The following is an 18,643-nucleotide window of genomic DNA, read 5'->3' as shown; positions in this document are numbered from 1 at the left end:
TGCGGCGTGAAACACGCCGCGTGCAGTTGCGCTTATTGCGGGTTCGCCCGGGTGCTGGAGAGCAGCGACTTCAGGTTGGCAGCCTTGGGCTTGACCAGCCAGAAACGACGCAGGTAGTCGTCCAGATTTTCCGCAAGGTTACGACCCCATTCACTGTCGGTTTCCGCGACGTACTCGTTCAGCACGCTCTGCAGGTGAGTGCGATACGCCTCCATCGCCTCGCCGCTGATGCGCTGGATTTCAACCAGCTCATGATTGACGCGGTCGACGAACGTGTTGTCCTGATCCAGCACGTAGGCGAAACCGCCGGTCATGCCGGAACCGAAGTTGTAGCCGGTCTTGCCGAGGACACAGACGAAGCCGCCGGTCATGTATTCGCAGCAATGGTCGCCCGTGCCCTCCACAACCGTGTGGGCACCGGAGTTACGCACCGCGAAACGCTCACCCGCCGTGCCCGCCGCGAACAGCTTGCCGCCGGTCGCGCCGTACAGGCAGGTGTTGCCGATGATCGCGCTTTCGTTGGTCTTGAACGGGCTGCCCTTGGGCGGCACGATCACCAGCTTGCCAGCGGTCATGCCTTTGCCGACGTAGTCGTTGGCATCGCCTTCCAGGTACATGTTCAGGCCACCGGCGTTCCACACGCCAAAACTCTGACCGGCCGTGCCCTTGAAGCGGAACGTGATCGGCGCCTTGTTCATGCCCTGGTTGCCATGCAGACGGGCGATTTCGCCGGAAATCCGCGCGCCGATGGAGCGGTCGCAGTTGCAGATATCCATCTCGTACTCGCCGCCGCTGAGGGCTTCAATGGCCGGTTTGGCGAGCTCTACCATCTTCTCGGCCAGCAGGCCCTTGTCGAATGGCGGGTTGCGATCCACGAGACTGAACTGAGGCTTGTCAGCTGGAATGTGGTCGCTGCCCAGCAACGGCGTCAGGTCCAGGTGCTGCTGCTTCTCGGTTTCACCCGGCAGCATTTCCAGCAGATCGGTACGGCCGATCAGCTCTTCCAGCGAACGCACGCCCAGTTTTGCCAGCCACTCACGCGTCTCTTCAGCCACGTAAGTGAAGAAGTTGATCACCATGTCGACCGTGCCGATGTAGTGATCCTTGCGCAGCTTCTCGTTCTGAGTCGCGACGCCGGTGGCGCAGTTGTTCAGGTGGCAGATACGCAGGTATTTGCAGCCCAGCGCGATCATTGGCGCTGTGCCGAAGCCGAAGCTCTCGGCACCCAGAATCGCAGCCTTGATCACGTCGAGGCCGGTTTTCAGGCCGCCGTCGGTCTGCACGCGGACCTTGCCGCGCAGATCGTTGCCGCGCAGGGTCTGGTGAGTTTCGGCCAGCCCCAGCTCCCACGGCGCACCGGCGTACTTGATGGAGGTCAGTGGCGAAGCACCGGTACCGCCGTCATAACCGGAAATGGTGATCAGGTCGGCGTAAGCTTTGGCGACACCGGCCGCAATCGTGCCGACGCCCGCTTCCGCCACCAGTTTGACCGAGACCAGCGCCGCCGGGTTGACCTGCTTGAGGTCGAAAATCAGCTGCGACAAATCTTCGATGGAATAGATGTCATGGTGCGGTGGTGGCGAGATCAGAGTGACGCCCGGCACTGCATAACGCAGCTTGGCGATCAGACCGTTGACCTTGCCGCCCGGCAACTGCCCGCCTTCGCCAGGCTTGGCGCCCTGAGCGACCTTGATCTGCAGCACGTCGGCGTTGACCAGGTATTCCGGCGTCACGCCGAAACGACCTGTCGCAATCTGCTTGATCTTGGAGCTGCGGATGGTGCCGTAGCGAGCCGGGTCTTCGCCGCCTTCGCCGGAGTTGGAGCGGGCACCCAGACGGTTCATCGCCTCGGCCAGCGCTTCGTGCGCCTCGGGCGACAGTGCGCCCAGCGAGATACCCGCCGAGTCGAAACGCTTGAGAATCTCGGGCAGCGGCTCGATTTCGTCGATGCTCAGCGGCTGGTCGAGGGTCTTGACCTGTAGCAGGTCGCGAATCATCGACACCGGACGCTTGTCCACCAGCGAGGTGTATTCCTTGAACTTGCTGTAGTCTCCCTGCTGCACGGCAGCCTGCAGGGTGCTGACCACGTCCGGGTTGTAGGCGTGGTATTCGCCACCGAACACGAACTTGAGCAGACCGCCTTGCTGGATCGGCTTGCGCGGGCTCCAGGCTTCGGCCGCCAGGGCCTTCTGCTCGGCTTCGATGTCGACGAAACGCGCGCCTTTCAGGCGACTCGGCACACCACGGAAACTGGTGTTGCAGACCTCTTCGGACAAGCCAATGGCTTCGAACAGCTGCGCACCACGGTAGGACGCAACGGTCGAGATGCCCATCTTGGACAGGATCTTGAGCAGGCCCTTGGTGATGCCTTTACGGTAATTCTTGAAGACTTCGTACAGATCGCCCAGCACTTCGCCAGTACGGATCAGGTCGCCCAGCACTTCGTAGGCCAGGAACGGATAGACCGCCGACGCACCGAAACCGATCAACACTGCAAAGTGATGCGGGTCACGGGCGGTCGCGGTTTCGACCAGAATGTTGCTGTCGCAACGCAGGCCCTGCTCGGTCAGGCGATGGTGAACCGCGCCAACCGCCAGCGATGCGTGAACCGGCAGTTTGCCCGGTGCAATATGGCGGTCGCTCAGCACGATCAGGGTATGACCGGAACGCACCGCTTCTTCGGCCTGATCGGCGACGTTGCGGACTGCGGCTTCAAGGCCCATCTGTTCGTCGTAGTTCAGGTCGATGATGTAGCGTTCGAAGCCCGGACGATCCAGGTTCATCAGCGAGCGCCACTTGGCCGGAGAAATGACCGGCGAGCTGAGGATCACGCGTGAAGCGTGCTCAGGCGACTCCTGGAAAATGTTGCGCTCGGCACCGAGGCAGATTTCCAGCGACATGACGATGGCTTCACGCAGCGGGTCGATCGGCGGGTTGGTGACCTGCGCGAACTGCTGACGGAAGTAGTCGTAAGGCGAGCGCACACGACGTGACAGCACGGCCATCGGCGTGTCGTCACCCATCGAACCCACGGCTTCCTGGCCCTGCTCGCCCAGCGGACGCAGTACCTGATCGCGCTCTTCGAACGTGACCTGATACATCTTCATGTACTGCTTGAGCTGGTCGCTGTTATAGAAAGCCGAACCGTGGTCGTTGTCTTCCATGGTCGCCTGAATGCGCAAGGCGTTCTTGCGCAACCACTGCTTGTACGGATGACGTGACTTGAGGCGATTATCGATGGCGTCGGTGTCGAGAATCTGACCGGTCTCGGTGTCGACCGCGAAAATCTGGCCCGGACCGACACGGCCCTTGGCGATGACGTCCTCAGGCTTGTAGTCCCACACGCCGATTTCCGACGCCAGGGTGATGTAACCGTTCTTGGTGGTGACCCAGCGCGCCGGGCGCAGACCGTTACGGTCCAGCAGGCAGACCGCATGGCGACCTTCGGTCATCACGACACCGGCCGGGCCGTCCCACGGTTCCATGTGCATGGAGTTGTATTCATAGAAGGCCCGCAGATCCGGGTCCATGGTCTCGACGTTCTGCCACGCAGGCGGAATGATCATGCGCACGCCACGGAACAGGTCGATGCCACCGGTGACCATCAGCTCGAGCATGTTGTCCATGCTCGACGAGTCGGAGCCGACGCGGTTGACCAACGGCCCCAGCTCATCCAGTTCCATCAGGTCGTTGGTGAACTTGGTACGACGCGCCTGTGCCCAGTTGCGGTTACCGGTAATGGTGTTGATCTCGCCGTTGTGGGCAAGGAAGCGGAACGGCTGGGCCAGCGGCCATTTCGGCAGGGTGTTGGTCGAGAAACGCTGGTGGAACACGCAGATCGCGGTTTGCAGGCGCTCGTCGCTCAGGTCCGGGAAGAAGGCCGTGAGATCGGCCGGCATCATCAGACCTTTATAAATGATGGTCTTGTGCGAGAAGCTGCAGATGTAGTGCTCGGTGTCAGCGGCGTTGGCAACCGATGAACGGCGACGCGCACTGAACAGCTTGATCGCGAATTCCTGATCGCTGAGGCCTTCACCGCCGATGTAGACCTGCTCGATCTTCGGCAGACGCTCCAGCGCCAGACGACCCAGCACGCTGGTATCGATCGGTACCTGGCGCCAGCCCACCAACTCCAGGCCCTCAGCCAGGATTTCGCGGTTCATGTTTTCGCGTGCGGCTTCGGCTTTGGCGTCATCCTGATTGAGGAACACCATGCCCACGGCGTATTGGCGGGGCAGATCGACACCGAAGTGTTCCTTGGCCTTTGCGCGCAGGAAGCCGTCGGGCTTCTGAATCAGCAGACCACAACCGTCGCCGGTCTTGCCGTCGGCATTGATGCCACCACGGTGGGTCATGCAGGTCAGGGCTTGGATAGCCGTCTGCAACAGGTGATGACTGGGCTCGCCTTGCATGTGTGCGATCAGGCCGAAACCACAGTTATCCTTGAATTCATCTGGTTGGTACAGACCTGCTTTCATAGACACTTTCTCACCAGGCTGCCTCTATGCGAGGCAAATTTCCTTTTAATTCAACCAATTACCTGACACGCCGAACGTACGCCGGCTTCGGACGGGCAAAACGGAGGTCATTGTACACAGCGACACTAGGGCTCACAAATTTAACGACGATTGGTGGATAATCAATGTCGCAATTATGAAAGTTTTAAAGCGGGTCGCTGTGGTAGTCAAAGTATTTCTTGAAGAATCTGACTGAAGCGACTGAGACTGCGGAGCGTTTGTAACGCAGACGCCACAAGGCGCGCCCCGAAAAGGCGGCGCGCTCAAGCGGGTAAAGTCAGGTTTGCCGGGTGAGCGGCCCGGATAAGGCCGCTGCGACTTCAGCGAGTGGCGCCAAGCTCTTGTTGGATGCTTGCGACAGTACGAGGCCAAGGTTTACCAGCCTGAACCTTGGCTGGCAATACCTTGATGGCTGCCAGGGCGGCAGCACGGTCAGAAAAGTTACCGTAGGTCACCACATACAGCGGCTTGCCCTGCAGGGTTTTCTTGAAGTAACGGTACTCGCCGCCCTGCTCTGCCACGTAGGCCTGAGCGGTCGCTTCGGAGCTGGTGCCGAGGATCTGCACCACGTAGTGGCCTGGTGCCTGACCGCTGTACCAGTTGCCACCGGCAGCCGGTTTGGCGGCAGCAGGCTTCTCGGCTGGCTTGGCGGCCGGCGCTGGAGCAGGTTTGGCAGTCGCCACCTGAGTCGGCGCTGGCGCAGGCTTGGCAGCCGGTGCAGGCTGAGTCACCGGCGCGGGAGATGTCGGCGCAGGAATGGACGAGCGTGGCGTCTGAGCCGCAGCCTGACCCGCAGGAACACCTGCTGGCGGCGCAGTCGTGGTCACGGTCGGAGGCTGAGCGGGCGAGCCCGATGGCACCGCATCTTCATCGGAATCACTCGAACCCGCCGCCTCGGCCAGCGGGCCGCGCATGACAGGTTGTGAATTGCCACCCAGCGGCAACGGCATCGGCTGGGAGTTGCCTGCGAATTCGATGGCCGGACCACCGTTGTTCGATTGCTGGGCAGATGGCGTGCCCTGCCCCAGAGGCAGTTGCGCCTGAGCGGAAGCAGGGTCATTGACAGGCGTCTTGTCGCCACGTCCCGGGATCAGCACAGCGGCTGCCACGGCCACGAGCACGACAGCCCCCAGAGCCAATACGTGTTTTTTCGGCATGTTGAACCCCACACTTGGACGCTTGACCGCAGAACGACTTGCGATCATCGCCTCGATCATTGAATCGCGGGCCACCTGGTTGATCGCCCCAGGCCAGCCATCGGACTGTTCATGGATATCGGTGATCTGGTCGGCAGTAAACAATGCGATTCCCTGCCCTGCACCCTCCAGACGTTGAGCCAGATACTCCCGGGTTTCTTCTTCCGTATAAGGTTGCAACTCGATGACGTGAAAGCGCTCGCCTTCAACGTCGCCCTGCAGTTCGGCACACAACTGATCGAGACGATCGAGCAGTGACGGCTCACCAAACAGGAACACGTGCGGGCGCCCTTCCGGCGTACCCGCTGCAAGCCCCAGCAACGCTTCGAGCGCCGAATCGCCCAGTTGTTCCGCATCGTCAACCAGCAGGTACACTTCCTGCCCCGTCAGACCGAGCTGAACCACTTGCGACAGGATCGACTGCATTTCGGCATGAGCAACGCTCAGGGCCTGTGCGACCTGTTGCAGCACACCGGCTGCATCGCTGGCGCCTCGCGCGGAAACCACCACGCTCTGGACCGATTGCTTGTTGGTACTGGCCACCAGTGCCTGGCGCAGCAGGGTCTTGCCGCTGCCCTGAGGACCGGTAACCGCCAGCAGCAGCTGACTGTAACGCGCCAGATGATGAAGCTGACCCAGCACCGGCTTGCGCTGGGCAGGGAAGAATTTGAAGCCAGGTACCCGCGCTGCAAAGGGGTCATGACTCAACTGGTAATGACCGAGGAAGGCCTCGTCGGCGTGCAAACTAGTCATGGGTTTCCGTTAACCTCTAAGCTGATCCACCAGGGCGCGGTAATCCGCAACCAGAGTGGCCTGTAGTACTTCTTTTGGATAATCGTCCGTGATGACCGCTTCACCCATCTCACGCAAGAGCACCAGACGCAGGCGCCCGTCGATGACTTTTTTGTCGATTGCCATGTGTTCGAGGAAATGCTCTTCGGTCATGTCCTGCGGGGGCACCACCGGCAGACCGGCACGCTGGAAAAGACGGATGCCGCGGTCGCGATCCTGCGTGCTGATCCAGCCCAGACGCGAGGACATTTCCAGCGCCATGACCGTACCGGCGGCAACCGCCTCGCCATGCAGCCAGACACCATAGCCCATATGCGTCTCGATGGCGTGACCAAATGTGTGACCCAGGTTCAATGTCGCCCGCACACCCGACTCGCGCTCGTCGGCACCGACGACCAGCGCCTTGGCCGCGCAGGAACGTTCGATGGCGGTGGTCAATGCAGCCTGATCCAGCCCGCGCAACGCGTCGACATGCTCTTCGAGCCAGGTCAGGAACGGCTCATCGCAGATCAGCCCGTATTTGATGACTTCTGCAAGTCCCGCGGACAGTTCACGCGCGGGCAGGGTATTGAGCGAGGTGGTGTCGATCAGTACGACGCCGGGCTGATAGAACGCACCGACCATGTTCTTGCCCAGCGGATGATTGATGCCGGTCTTGCCACCCACCGAGGAGTCAACCTGCGACAGCAACGTGGTCGGAATCTGGATGAAGTTCACGCCGCGCTGATAGCACGCGGCGGCAAACCCGGCCATGTCACCGATAACGCCGCCACCCAGCGCGATGACCGTTGTGCGGCGGTCATGACGGGCCGTCAGCAGACCGTCGAAAATGGTTTGCAGGGTTTCCCAGTTCTTGAACGCTTCGCCATCGGGAAGCACGATCGGCAGAACGTTGTAACCGGCGAGCGTGCGGGTCAGTCGCTCCAGATACAGCGGTGCGACCGTTGTATTGGACACGATGGCCACCTGGCGCCCGACGATGTGCGGGGTCAGGAGTTCGGGACGATCCAGAAGGCCTTCGCCGATATGGATCGGATAGCTACGCTCACCAAGCTCGACCTTAAGTGTCTGCATGTGTCCCCACGTTGATTGCCGGTTCGACGGTTGCACACCTGGGTGCGTCAGGACAGCCATTGTGCCGGACCCTGTACCGTCGCTGTTTTATTGGTCGCCGAGGATAGCGCATTTTTGTCTGCGCTTTAACGGGGAGGAAGCTCGGCAAGACGAGCCAGAATGTCCAGAACCACCATGCGCGGCGGCCGCTCGTCGGTTTCGACCACAAGGTCGGCGATTTCCCGGTACAGCGGGTCGCGAATGGCCAGCAATTCGCCCAGCACGCGAGCAGGATCAGCCGTACGCAACAAAGGACGATTGCGATCGCGTGCCGTCCGGCCGACCTGTTGCTCGACCGACGCGTGCAGATACACCACTCGCCCGCCAGCATGCAGCGCCTGACGATTTTCGCTGCGCATGACCGCCCCGCCGCCCGTGGCCAAAACAACGCCATCGGCCTCGCACAGCTCTGCAATCATGGCCTGCTCACGGTCGCGAAAGCCCGGTTCGCCTTCCTTGTCGAAAATCCAGGGAATATTGGCACCCGTGCGCAACTCGATTTCCTTGTCGGAATCCTTGAACGGCAGTCGCAACTCTTTGGCAAGCAAACGGCCGATGGTGCTCTTGCCAGCACCCATCGGCCCCACAAGTATTAAATTTCGCACAGAATCAACGACTCACAGCAATCGCCTGGTTGTTCATGATACGCGGTGTCAGAAATACCAACAGCTCGGATTTCGCCTCTGCTACCACGTCGCGCCTGAAAAGGCGGCCAAGATACGGCACATCACCGAGAAATGGCACTTTCTCTACAACTTTACTTTGCGTATTGGAGAACACGCCACCGATCACGATGGTCTCGCCGTCGGAAATCAGCACCTTGGCGTTGACCTCGTTTTTCTTGATCGGAGGCACGCCCAGGACCGCATTGAGGTAGTCGGGCTCATCCTTGGTGACCTTGACCTCCATGATGATGCGGTTGTCCGGCGTAATCTGCGGCGTAACCTCCAGCGACAGGGACGCTTCCTTGAAGCTCACCGTCGTGGCGCCACTGGAGCTGGACTCCTGATACGGAATCTCTGTGCCCTTGAGGATTTTTGCGGTTTCCTTGTCGGAGGTGACGACCTTGGGCTGGGATACGATTTCGCCGTTACCGGTTTTTTCCATCGCACTCAGTTCAAGGTCAAGCAGCGCGTTGTTGGTCAGGAAACCGATGCCGACGCCCGCCGTTGCATCAGGAGCGCCCAGATCCACAAACGGTATGTTGGCGGTCAGATCGTTGCCCGTATTGCCTGCCTCATCGCCGTTATCGTCGAGACCGCCGACGCTCCACTTGCGAGACCGGTCGGTCCGACCGCCCCAGCGCACGCCGATCTGCTTGTCATAATCAACGTTGGCTTCAACGATTCGCGCCTCGATCAGCACCTGACGAACCGGAATATCCAGCTGCGAGACGATACGGCGCAGTTCGTCGAGTCGATCCTGAGTCTGGTAGGCAATGATGTTGTTGGTGCGCTCATCCACGGTAATGGAGCCACGCTCGTCCGCCTTGGACTCGGCGCTGGTGACCGACTGGAACAGCTTGGCAATGTCCGCCGCCTTGGCGTAGTTGACCTGCAGCAGTTCCCGACGCAGCGGCGCCAGCTCGGCAATCTGCTTGAGAGACTCCAGTTCCTGACGTTCACGGGCGGCAATTTCATCAGCCGGCGCGACCAGCAACACGCTGCCGACCTTGCGCTTGTCCAGGCCCTTGGTCTTGAGCACCAGGTCCAGGGCCTGATCCCACGGCACGTTCTGCAGACGCAGGGTGATACCGCCCTGAACCGTGTCACTGGCAACCAGGTTGAGGTTGGTGAAATCGGCAATCAGCTGCAGTACCGAGCGCACATCAATGTCCTGGAAATTCAGCGACAACTTCTCGCCGGTGTAGACCGGCTTGTCGGCCGCTCGTCGGTCTACATCCTCATTGGTCAATGGACGCACGCTGATGGTCAGTTTGTTTTCGGTCTGGAACGCCGAGTAATCGAACGCACCGGACGGCTCGATGGAAATGCTGGCCTTGTCGCCGGACGCCGTGGCGCTGACAAATTGAACGGGCGTGGCGAAGTCCTTCACATCCAGACGCACGCGCAGCGGCTCGGGCAATTGCGTCTTGGCGAAGTCGACACGGATCTTGCCGCCCTGCTCCTGAATATCTGCCGCGATGCTTGCGTTACTCAGGTCGATGACCACGTTGCCTTCGCCCAGCTCACCGCGCTGGAAGTCGACGTTGCGAATGGCTCGGGCGCCCGCAGGCACATAAGGCCGCGCCGACGCAGGCGTTGGCGGCGGCACGGCGACCCGTGCAGCCCCCTTGGCCGTGGTCGGCTGGGAAGCCTGCGCTGCCGCCGCACCCTGACCGATCACCACGAACAGGTTGTTGCCGTCGACGCGAGAGCTGTAAGGCGAAAGCGTGGTCAGGTTGATGATGACCCGCGTGCGGTCCTGGGCCTGAACAACCACCACACTGCGGGCATTGCCTGCGCCCAGATCACGGCTCTTGGTCGCCAGCTGGCTGGTCACGCCCGGCAGGTCCAGCGCGATGCGCGCAGGCTGCTCGGTGGTATAGCCACGCGGCGCGGGCACCGGTGCGTCGAAGGAAAGCTTGAGCTCGATTCGATCACCCGGCAGGGCCGCGACATCGAGCGTCTTGAGATTGGCGGCCTGGAGAACCGGCGAAATCATCGCTATCCATAACGAAACGCCGATAATCGAGAGAATCCGGGTCATGATCAATTTCCGTTGTGCGGTGCTGTACATGCTTGGCCTTGCCCACTTCATGAGCGTTCTTTGAGGGCGATACTGCGCGGCCTTTCCAGCCAGGCCCCCTCTCCATCAGGAACTATTTCAATGACATCGACCTGCCCGTCGCTGACCGACACGATGCGACCGTTGTTGCGACCCAGATAATCACCCACCTTCACGCGATAGACGCCTCCCGCCCCGTGCAACAGGGCAAAGGTGCCGGAGTCGTTGCCGATGGTACCGACCATTTCGAACGACTCGATGTTGAAGCCTTCGAGAAACTGCTTCACCCGGGTCTCGTCCGGCGCGATCAGACGCGAGCCTTTCTGGCGGCTGAGCGCGTCGACCTTGACCGCCGGCTGAAACGGGCTGCGCAGACTGGCTGCGTTATAGGTGAACGCCTCATAGGCACGAAACCTTGGCAACGGCTCGATGGTGCCGCTCGGGCGCGCCTGAGCCTGCGCCACGAACTCGCTCAGGTCAGCGTAATCATTACCGCCGCCGCAACCGGCTAACCCCGCCAGGACCGTACTGACGCACAACACACGCGCCACCCTCATTTCTTCAGCCCTTCATCGTTGTAACGGTAAGTCTTCGCCAGAATGTTCATGCGCAACTTGGCAGGCACCTTCGGATCAGCCGGTTTGATGTCGAAATCATGCAGCGTCACGATGCGCGGCAACCCGGCCACGCCACTGACGAAGGTCGCCAGATCGTGATACCCGCCGACCACTGTGATCTGTATTGGCAGTTCGATGTAGAACTGCTGCACCGCCTCGGGCAACAGTTTGATTTCCTCGAACTCCAGACCGCTGCCCAGACCGGTGCGGGTAATGTCTTCCAGCAGACCGGGCACTTCGGTGTCGCTGGGCAATTGCCGAAGCAGAGCGCCGAAGGTGTTTTCCATTTCCTCCATCTGCTTCTTGTAAGGCTCGAGATTTGCGGCCTGGAACGCCTTGGTGGAAAACTGTTCCTTGAGCGACACCTCACTGGCCTGCGCGTTCTCCAGCTGGGTTTCCATGTCCTGAATGAACAGGAAATAGCCCAGAGCGAAGATCAGCACAGCCAGCAGCACGCCCGCAATCGCCTTGACCGCAGCAGGCCATGAACCCAGGTTGTTGAGGTCGAGTTCGTTGAGTTCGACCTTGCGAAGCCCTTCCAGCCACTCGCTCATGTTCATGGCTTGGCTCCTTCGGCAACCGGGACCTGGACCTGGGGTTGGGTCTGACGCACAGTCAATTGAAAGACGTTGGCCTGATCCACGGTGCCTGCAGTGGTCGCCTTGACCTCGGTCAGGCTGGGTGCCTCGAGCCAGTCGGACGCTTCAAGGTTACGCATGAGGTCGGAAACCCGGTTGTTCGATTCGGCCGCACCGGTGATCGCGATCAGTTTGTCAGTCATCTTGACCTGCGAGAAATACACGCCTTCCGGCAGGGTGCGGGCGAGCTGATCGAACACACGTCCGGTGATTGGCCGGTTGCCTTGCAGGTCCTGGATGATCTTCATGCGCTCCAGCAATTGCTTGCGTCGCGCCTTGAGGTCGCTGATTTCCTTGATGCGCACATCGAGTTGCGCGATCTCTTTCTGCATGAAGGCATTGCGCGCCAACTGGCTGTCGATCGCCATACCGATGTAGCGATCAATCAGGAACAAGACGCCGACAGACACCACCAGCACGCAGACCAGTACAGTCAGAAAGCGTTTCCTGCGCTCTTCGCGCAGTTCTTCACGCCAGGGTAGGAGGTTGATCCGCGCCATCAGTCGAAGCTCCTCAAAGCAAGACCGCACGCGATCATCAACGCAGGCGCATCACTGGCCAGAGCACCCGCATTCACCTTTGAGCTCAGGGCCATGTCGGCAAACGGATTGGCCACCTGGGTCGGCGTGCCGAGACGGCGCTGGATCAGATGTTCCAGGCCCGAGATCGAAGCCGTACCGCCAGCGAGCATGATGTGATCCACGGAGTTGTACTGACCTGCGGCAAAGAAGAACTGAAGGGAACGCGAGACCTGCTGCACCAGCGCATCCTTGAATGGCTCCAGCACTTCGCTGATGTAGTCGTCTGGCAGCCCGCCCTGTTTCTTGGCAAGCCCGGCCTCTTCCATCGACAGGCCGTAGCGACGCTGGATTTCTTCAGTCAACTGGCGGCCGCCGAACAGTTGCTCGCGGGTGTAGATGATCCGGCCATGGTGCAGAACGCTCAGCGTGGTCATGGTTGCGCCGATATCGACCACTGCAACGGTCAGTTCGTCATGACCGTTACCCAGCTGCGCAGCCAGCAGCCCGAATGAACGCTCAAGGGCATAGGCTTCGACATCGACGACCTTTGCGGTGAGGCCCGCCAGTGCCAGCGCAGCCTCGCGCACCTCGACGTTTTCCTTGCGGCAGGCGGCCAGCAGGACTTCAACGCGTTCGGGGTTGCGCAGTGAATAGCCCTGGACTTCGAAATCGATGGCCACTTCTTCAAGGGGATAGGGGATGTACTGATCAGCCTCGAGCTTGAGCTGATTCTCCATGTCATCGTCCGAGAGACCGGCGTCCATCTCGATGGTCTTGGTGATGACCGCCGAGCCTGCAACAGCGACCGCCACCGTTCTGGCGCTGGTCCTGGCCTTGACGATCACGCGTGAAAGCGCCTGACCAACGCCTTCGAGTTCGGCAATGTTCTTTTCGACGACGGCATTGGCCGGCAACGGCTCAACAGCGTAAGACTCGACTTTGTAGCGGGTTCCGGAACGACTCAATTCAAGAAGCTTGACCGAGGTGGAACTAATATCGATCCCTAGAAGGGTGTTGGCCTTCTTACTGAAGAGTTCGAACACAACCTGATTCCTATGAGTTTCCGTCACTTACGGAGTTATTTCGGGTCAGCGTCACTGCCAACAGCCTTGACAGTAACGCAAATCACGCTTGGGGACGAAAAATGCTTATAATGCCCAGCGTTTTTTTCGTTTGAGAAAGCTTCAAGGCGTGTTCATTTGTAAATGCCTGCGCTTAACCCACTATTTTTTCTGGAAATCCAAAAGCCTTGATACGCCTGCTGAAGTTTTTCTGGTGGTCTCTCGTCGCGGTATTCTGCTCGCTGCTGCTCGGCCTGAGCGGCGCGTTCCTTTATCTGAGCCCCAACCTGCCATCTGTTGAGGCGCTGCGAAGCATTCAACTGCAAATTCCCCTGCGCGTGTACAGCAGCGACGGCAAGCTGATCGCCGAATTTGGCGAGATGCGTCGCACGCCGATTCGCTTTGCCGAAATACCGCCCAATTTCATCAACGCCCTGTTATCGGCCGAAGACGACAATTTCGCCAATCACTACGGTGTCGATCCAAGCAGCCTGATGCGCGCCGCCACCCAATTGGTGAAAAGCGGCCACATTCAATCGGGCGGCAGTACCATCACGATGCAGGTTGCGAAAAACTTTTTCCTGACCAGCGAAAGAAGCTTTTCGCGCAAAACCACCGAGATTCTTCTCGCCTTGCAAATCGAGCGCCAACTGACCAAGGACGAGATTCTCGAGCTGTACGTCAACAAGATTTATCTGGGCAACCGGGCCTATGGCATCGAGGCGGCGGCGCAAGTCTACTACGGCAAATCGATTCGCGATGTAAGCCTTGCGCAAATGGCCATGATTGCCGGTCTGCCCAAGGCACCGTCACGTTTCAACCCACTTGCCAACCCGACCCGCGCCAAGGAACGCCGCGACTGGATCCTGGGCCGCATGTACCGCTTGGGCAAGATCGACCAGACTGCCTATCAGGCCGCTCTGAGCGAGCCGCTGAACGCCAGCTACCACGTTCCCACACCTGAAGTTAACGCGCCTTACATTGCAGAAATGGCACGCGCAGAAATGGTCGGCCGCTACGGCAGCGATGCCTACACCGAGGGTTTCCGGGTTACCACCACTGTTCCGAGCGGCCTGCAGGAAGACGCCAACAAGGCAGTTCAGCGCGGCCTGATCGACTACGACCAGCGTCATGGCTATCGCGGACCGGAAAGCCGCTTCCCCGGCATGACCCGCGCCAACTGGGTTCAGGAACTGACCAGACAACGCCCGATCAACGGCCTGGAGCCGGCTATCGTGACTCAGGTCGACAAGGCCGGTCTGACGGTACTGACCCGCAATGGCGAACAGGAAGAGAAGGTCGACTGGAGCACCATGAAGTGGGCGCGCCCTTACCTGAACACCAACAGCCTGGGCGCCAATCCCAAGCAGCCGGGTGATGTTGCGAAGGTCGGTGATCTGGTTCGCCTGCTGCGTCAGGACGACGGCTCACTCAAGTTCAGTCAAATTCCCGTCGCGCAGAGCGCACTGGTGTCGCTGGATCCGCAGAACGGTGCCATCCGCGCACTGGTGGGCGGTTTCGCGTTCGAGCAAAGCAACTACAACCGTGCCATGCAGGCCAAGCGTCAGCCGGGCTCCAGCTTCAAGCCCTTCATCTATAGCGCTGCGCTGGACAATGGCTACACCGCTTCCAGCCTGGTGAACGACGCACCTATCGTGTTCGTCGACGAATACCTGGACAAGGTCTGGCGCCCGAAGAACGACACCAACACCTTCCTCGGTCCGATTCGCCTGCGTGAAGCCCTGTACAAGTCGCGCAACCTGGTGTCCATCCGCCTGCTGCAAGCCCTGGGCGTAGACAGCACCATCGACTACATCACCCGCTTCGGCTTCGCGAAGCAGGACCTGCCGCGCAACCTGTCGCTCGCACTGGGTACGGCAACGCTCACGCCGATGGAAATCGCCACTGGCTGGAGTGCTTTTGCGAACGGCGGCTACAAGGTCAGCCCGTATCTGATCCAGACCATCGAGAACCGTGACGGCCAGACGATTTTCACCGCCAACCCGCCAAGCGTGCCGGCTCATGATGTGAAGACTGCACCGGACACTTCGACCTTTGCAGTACACGACAGCCCGAACCTGACGACTACGTCATCCACGACACCTGCCGAACCTCAGGCACCTGCCGTGGCCGAGCGCATCGTCGACAGTCGCACGACGTTCATCCTCAACAGCATGTTGCAGGACGTGATCAAGCGCGGCACCGGACGTCGCGCGCTGTCGATGAACAGGCCTGACATTGCAGGCAAGACCGGTACGACCAACGAATCCAAGGATGCCTGGTTCTCGGGCTACAACGCCGATTACGTCACCACGGTCTGGAGCGGTTTCGACCAGCCGGAAAGCCTGGGACGCCATGAATTCGGCGGCACGGTTTCCCTGCCGATCTGGATGGACTACATGAGTGCGGCATTGAAAGACAAGCCGCCACATCAGCAGGCAGAGCCGGACGGCATCCTCAGCCTGCGCGTCGACCCGGTCAGTGGCCGCGCGGCAACGCCGAGCACACCGAATGCGTTCTTCGAGCTGTTCAAGAGCGAAGACACGCCGCCGAGCGTCAACGAACTGGGCGGCAGTAGCGCTCCGGGCAGCCCGCTGCCAGCGGACGAGTCGGCGCCGATCGACCTGTTCTGACGCACTGAATGTGACGCAGAGCGCAGGCGTACATCATGCCCGCGCTCTGCGTGGGCAGGCCGCCGGTGACGCACACCTGCACGACCGACAGTCGCCCCGGCAATTTTTACTTACTCCAAGACCGTCGAGCCCGGTATGATCGCGCGCCCGATTCACCCGGAAGTCTGAACTCAAATGAAACCCACCTTGATCGCCGCCGCAGAACTCGATCGCATCGACACCTGGGCCAAGTACTCCAGCCACATGTGCGGAGGCTGCGTGTCCAGCTGCTGCACGCTACCGGTCGAAGTCAAGATCAAGGACCTGATCCGTATCGGCATCGTCGATGATTTCGAACGTGGCGAGCCCGCGAAGAACATCGCCAAGCGGTTGCAGAAGGAAGGGATCGTCGAGCGTTACAACCAGAAGACCGAGATATTTACCCTGCAGCGCATGAGCAACAATGATTGCCTGTATCTGGACCGTAAAAGCCGCCTGTGCACCATCTACGACAAGCGCCCCGATACGTGCCGCAACCACCCCAAAATCGGACCGCGCCCTGGCTACTGCGCCTACAAGCCCAAGGCAGTTGTACGTCCAGAGAGCGGCTCCCTGAGAAACGCCACCAGCGCGCCCGTCCCTAAGTTCTGAGTGACTGCCCGGAGTGAGGCACAGAGCACGAGCACATGATCGTTCATAGGCTCCGCTCTCATTGCTCTACACAAGTATTGCTGCAGTAAACGTGAGCGTGCGAGGCGGCTGGCCGGCGATTCTTTTTCTGAAGCGACCTATCAGTCACCGAACTGACGCCACCGCCGGCAAGCCGCCTCCCACAGGGTACGCATTCAGTCGGACACTTTGGTGATCGCTCCCACGCTCCATGGGAACGCGGAGCCTCACCAGGATCAGACCTCTACAAAACCCGCACAAACAAAAACGCCCCCGGCCTTTCGACCGGGGGCGTTTTCATTCAGCGAGGGCTAAGTATCAAGCCTTGGCTTTCTTGGCAGCGCGGGTACGCTCGCCTTCGTCCAGGATCTTCTTGCGAAGACGGATCGACTTTGGCGTGACTTCGCACAGCTCGTCGTCCTGGATGAATTCCAGAGCCTGTTCCAGAGTGAAGCGAACAGGTGGAACCAGAGCGATGGTTTCGTCTTTACCCGAAGCACGCATGTTGTCGAGCTTCTTGCCTTTGGTTGGGTTGACGCCCATGTCGGTGTCACGGCTGTTCAGACCAACGATCTGACCGTTGTAGATCTCTTGACCGTGCTCAACGAACAGCTTGCCACGCGCCTGGAGGGTTTCCAGGGAGTAGGTCAGCGCCTTGCCGGTTTCAACCGAGACCAGAACACCGTTCTGACGGCCGGACATCTGGCCGGACTTCATGGTGTCGTAGCGATCGAAGATGGAGGTCAGGATGCCAGCACCGTTGGTCAGGGTCAGGAACTGGTTACGGAAACCGATCAGACCACGAGCAGGGATGTTGTATTCCAGACGCACACGGCCTTTGCCATCCGGCACCATGTTGGTCAGGTCGCCTTTACGCAGGCCCATCTCTTCCATGACCTTGCCCTGGGATTCTTCAGGGGTGTCGATGGTGACGTTTTCGAACGGTTCCTGCTTGTTGCCGTCGACGACGCGGATGATCACTTCCGGACGACCAACGCCCATTTCGAAGCCTTCGCGACGCATGGTTTCGATCAGTACCGAGAGGTGCAGCTCACCACGGCCGGAAACCTTGAACTTGTCAGCCGAGTCGCCCTCTTCAACGCGCAGAGCAACGTTGTAGAGCAGCTCCTTGTCCAGACGCTCCTTGATGTTACGGGAGGTCACGAACTTGCCTTCTTTACCGCAGAACGGCGAGTCGTTTACCTGGAAGGTCATGGAAACGGTTGGCTCATCGACGGTCAACGGCTTCATCGCTTCAACGTTCAGCGGATCGCACAGGGTGTCGGAGATGAACAGTTCGTCCATACCGCTGATGCAGACGATGTCGCCGGCAGCCGCTTCTTCAACGTCAACGCGGTGCAGACCGTGGTGACCCATCAGCTTCAGGATACGACCGTTACGCTTCTTGCCGGAAGCGTCGATAGCCACGACCGGAGTGTTCGGCTTGACGCGACCACGTGCGATACGGCCAACACCGATGACGCCCAGGAAGCTGTTGTAGTCCAGAGCGGATATCTGCATCTGGAACGGGCCGTCACGGTCAACAGCCGGCGCAGGTACGTTGTCGACGATCGACTGGTACAGCGGGGTCATGTCTTCAGCCATGTCGGTGTGGTCCAGACCGGCAATACCGTTCAGGGCCGAGGCGTAGACGACTTTGAAGTCCAGCTGTTCTTCGGTGGCACCCAGGTTGTCGAACAGGTCGAAGATCTGGTCCAGAACCCAGTCCGGACGCGCGCCTGGACGGTCAACCTTGTTGATGACCACGATTGGACGCAGGCCGGCTTCGAAAGCCTTCTTGGTCACGAAACGGGTCTGCGGCATAGGGCCGTCCTGAGCGTCGACCAGCAGCAGCACGGAGTCGACCATCGACATTACGCGCTCTACTTCACCACCGAAGTCGGCGTGGCCCGGGGTGTCCACGATGTTGATGTGGTAGCCGTTCCAGTTGATCGCGGTGTTCTTCGCGAGAATGGTAATACCGCGCTCTTTTTCCTGGTCGTTGGAGTCCATCACGCGCTCGTCGTTGAGCTCGTTGCGCTCCAGAGTGCCGGATTGACGCAGGAGTTTGTCTACCAGGGTGGTCTTACCATGGTCAACGTGGGCGATGATGGCGATGTTGCGTAGATTTTCGATCACTTGTGTATCTCGATCAGAGGATTCGGTCTGCTGACGGTTTA

12 protein-coding genes are annotated in these 18,643 nt (G+C 59.9%); 2 read left to right on the top strand and 10 right to left on the bottom strand.

Going from position 1 to position 18,643, the window contains the following annotated elements:
- Window positions 1–32: 32 nt before the first annotated feature.
- From gltB to JTJ32_RS15485, 9 genes are all read right to left on the bottom strand, one after another.
- Window positions 33–4,478, bottom strand: a complete 4,446-nt coding sequence (gene gltB, locus JTJ32_RS15525; protein ID WP_099229358.1) for a glutamate synthase large subunit — start codon at window positions 4,476–4,478, stop codon at window positions 33–35.
- A gap of 359 nt (window positions 4,479–4,837) precedes the next feature.
- On the bottom strand, window positions 4,838–6,466 hold the full coding sequence (locus JTJ32_RS15520) for an SPOR domain-containing protein (RefSeq protein WP_099229357.1): 1,629 nt from the start codon (window positions 6,464–6,466) through the stop codon (window positions 4,838–4,840).
- A 9-nt stretch (window positions 6,467–6,475) separates the two neighbouring features.
- On the bottom strand, window positions 6,476–7,579 hold the full coding sequence (aroB, locus tag JTJ32_RS15515; RefSeq protein ID WP_099229356.1) for a 3-dehydroquinate synthase: 1,104 nt from the start codon (window positions 7,577–7,579) through the stop codon (window positions 6,476–6,478).
- Window positions 7,580–7,704: 125 nt separating this feature from the next.
- On the bottom strand, window positions 7,705–8,223 hold the full coding sequence (gene aroK / locus JTJ32_RS15510) for a shikimate kinase AroK (RefSeq protein ID WP_004882714.1): 519 nt from the start codon (window positions 8,221–8,223) through the stop codon (window positions 7,705–7,707).
- 4 nt (window positions 8,224–8,227) lie between these two features.
- Window positions 8,228–10,327: a type IV pilus secretin PilQ gene (pilQ, locus tag JTJ32_RS15505; RefSeq protein WP_210042573.1), complete on the bottom strand. Its 2,100-nt coding sequence runs from the start codon at window positions 10,325–10,327 to the stop codon at window positions 8,228–8,230.
- 47 nt (window positions 10,328–10,374) lie between these two features.
- A complete protein-coding gene (gene pilP / locus JTJ32_RS15500) occupies window positions 10,375–10,902 on the bottom strand; it encodes a type 4a pilus biogenesis lipoprotein PilP (protein ID WP_099229354.1) in 528 nt (175 codons plus the stop codon).
- Window positions 10,899–11,522: a type 4a pilus biogenesis protein PilO gene (gene pilO / locus JTJ32_RS15495; RefSeq protein WP_004882717.1), complete on the bottom strand. Its 624-nt coding sequence runs from the start codon at window positions 11,520–11,522 to the stop codon at window positions 10,899–10,901. Before pilO ends, pilP begins: the two co-directional genes overlap by 4 nt.
- Window positions 11,519–12,100 carry a PilN domain-containing protein gene (locus tag JTJ32_RS15490; protein WP_099229353.1) on the bottom strand — a complete coding sequence of 194 codons (582 nt, stop codon included), beginning with the start codon at window positions 12,098–12,100 and terminating at the stop codon, window positions 11,519–11,521. The genes pilO and JTJ32_RS15490 overlap by 4 nt, the downstream gene beginning before the upstream one ends.
- Window positions 12,100–13,164 carry a pilus assembly protein PilM gene (locus tag JTJ32_RS15485; RefSeq protein ID WP_184321966.1) on the bottom strand — a complete coding sequence of 355 codons (1,065 nt, stop codon included), beginning with the start codon at window positions 13,162–13,164 and terminating at the stop codon, window positions 12,100–12,102. Before JTJ32_RS15485 ends, JTJ32_RS15490 begins: the two co-directional genes overlap by 1 nt.
- 209 nt (window positions 13,165–13,373) lie before the next feature.
- On the opposite strand from JTJ32_RS15485, the gene JTJ32_RS15480 reads away from it, so the two are divergent.
- Entirely contained in the window at window positions 13,374–15,815 is a 2,442-nt protein-coding gene (locus JTJ32_RS15480; protein WP_371682167.1) for a penicillin-binding protein 1A, read from the top strand.
- Between the two features lie 174 nt (window positions 15,816–15,989).
- A complete protein-coding gene (locus JTJ32_RS15475) occupies window positions 15,990–16,445 on the top strand; it encodes a YkgJ family cysteine cluster protein (protein ID WP_004882721.1) in 456 nt (151 codons plus the stop codon).
- A 336-nt stretch (window positions 16,446–16,781) separates the two neighbouring features.
- On the opposite strand, the gene typA is transcribed toward JTJ32_RS15475, so the two are convergent.
- A complete protein-coding gene (gene typA / locus JTJ32_RS15470) occupies window positions 16,782–18,602 on the bottom strand; it encodes a translational GTPase TypA (RefSeq protein WP_099229350.1) in 1,821 nt (606 codons plus the stop codon).
- Window positions 18,603–18,643 lie beyond the last annotated feature (41 nt).

Origin of the sequence: Pseudomonas alliivorans (assembly GCF_017826695.1) — a bacterium.
Taxonomy (GTDB): Bacteria; Pseudomonadota; Gammaproteobacteria; order Pseudomonadales; family Pseudomonadaceae; genus Aquipseudomonas; species Aquipseudomonas alliivorans.
Note: the sequence above shows the minus strand (reverse complement) of the source record. Positions and strands in the feature narration are given on the sequence as shown.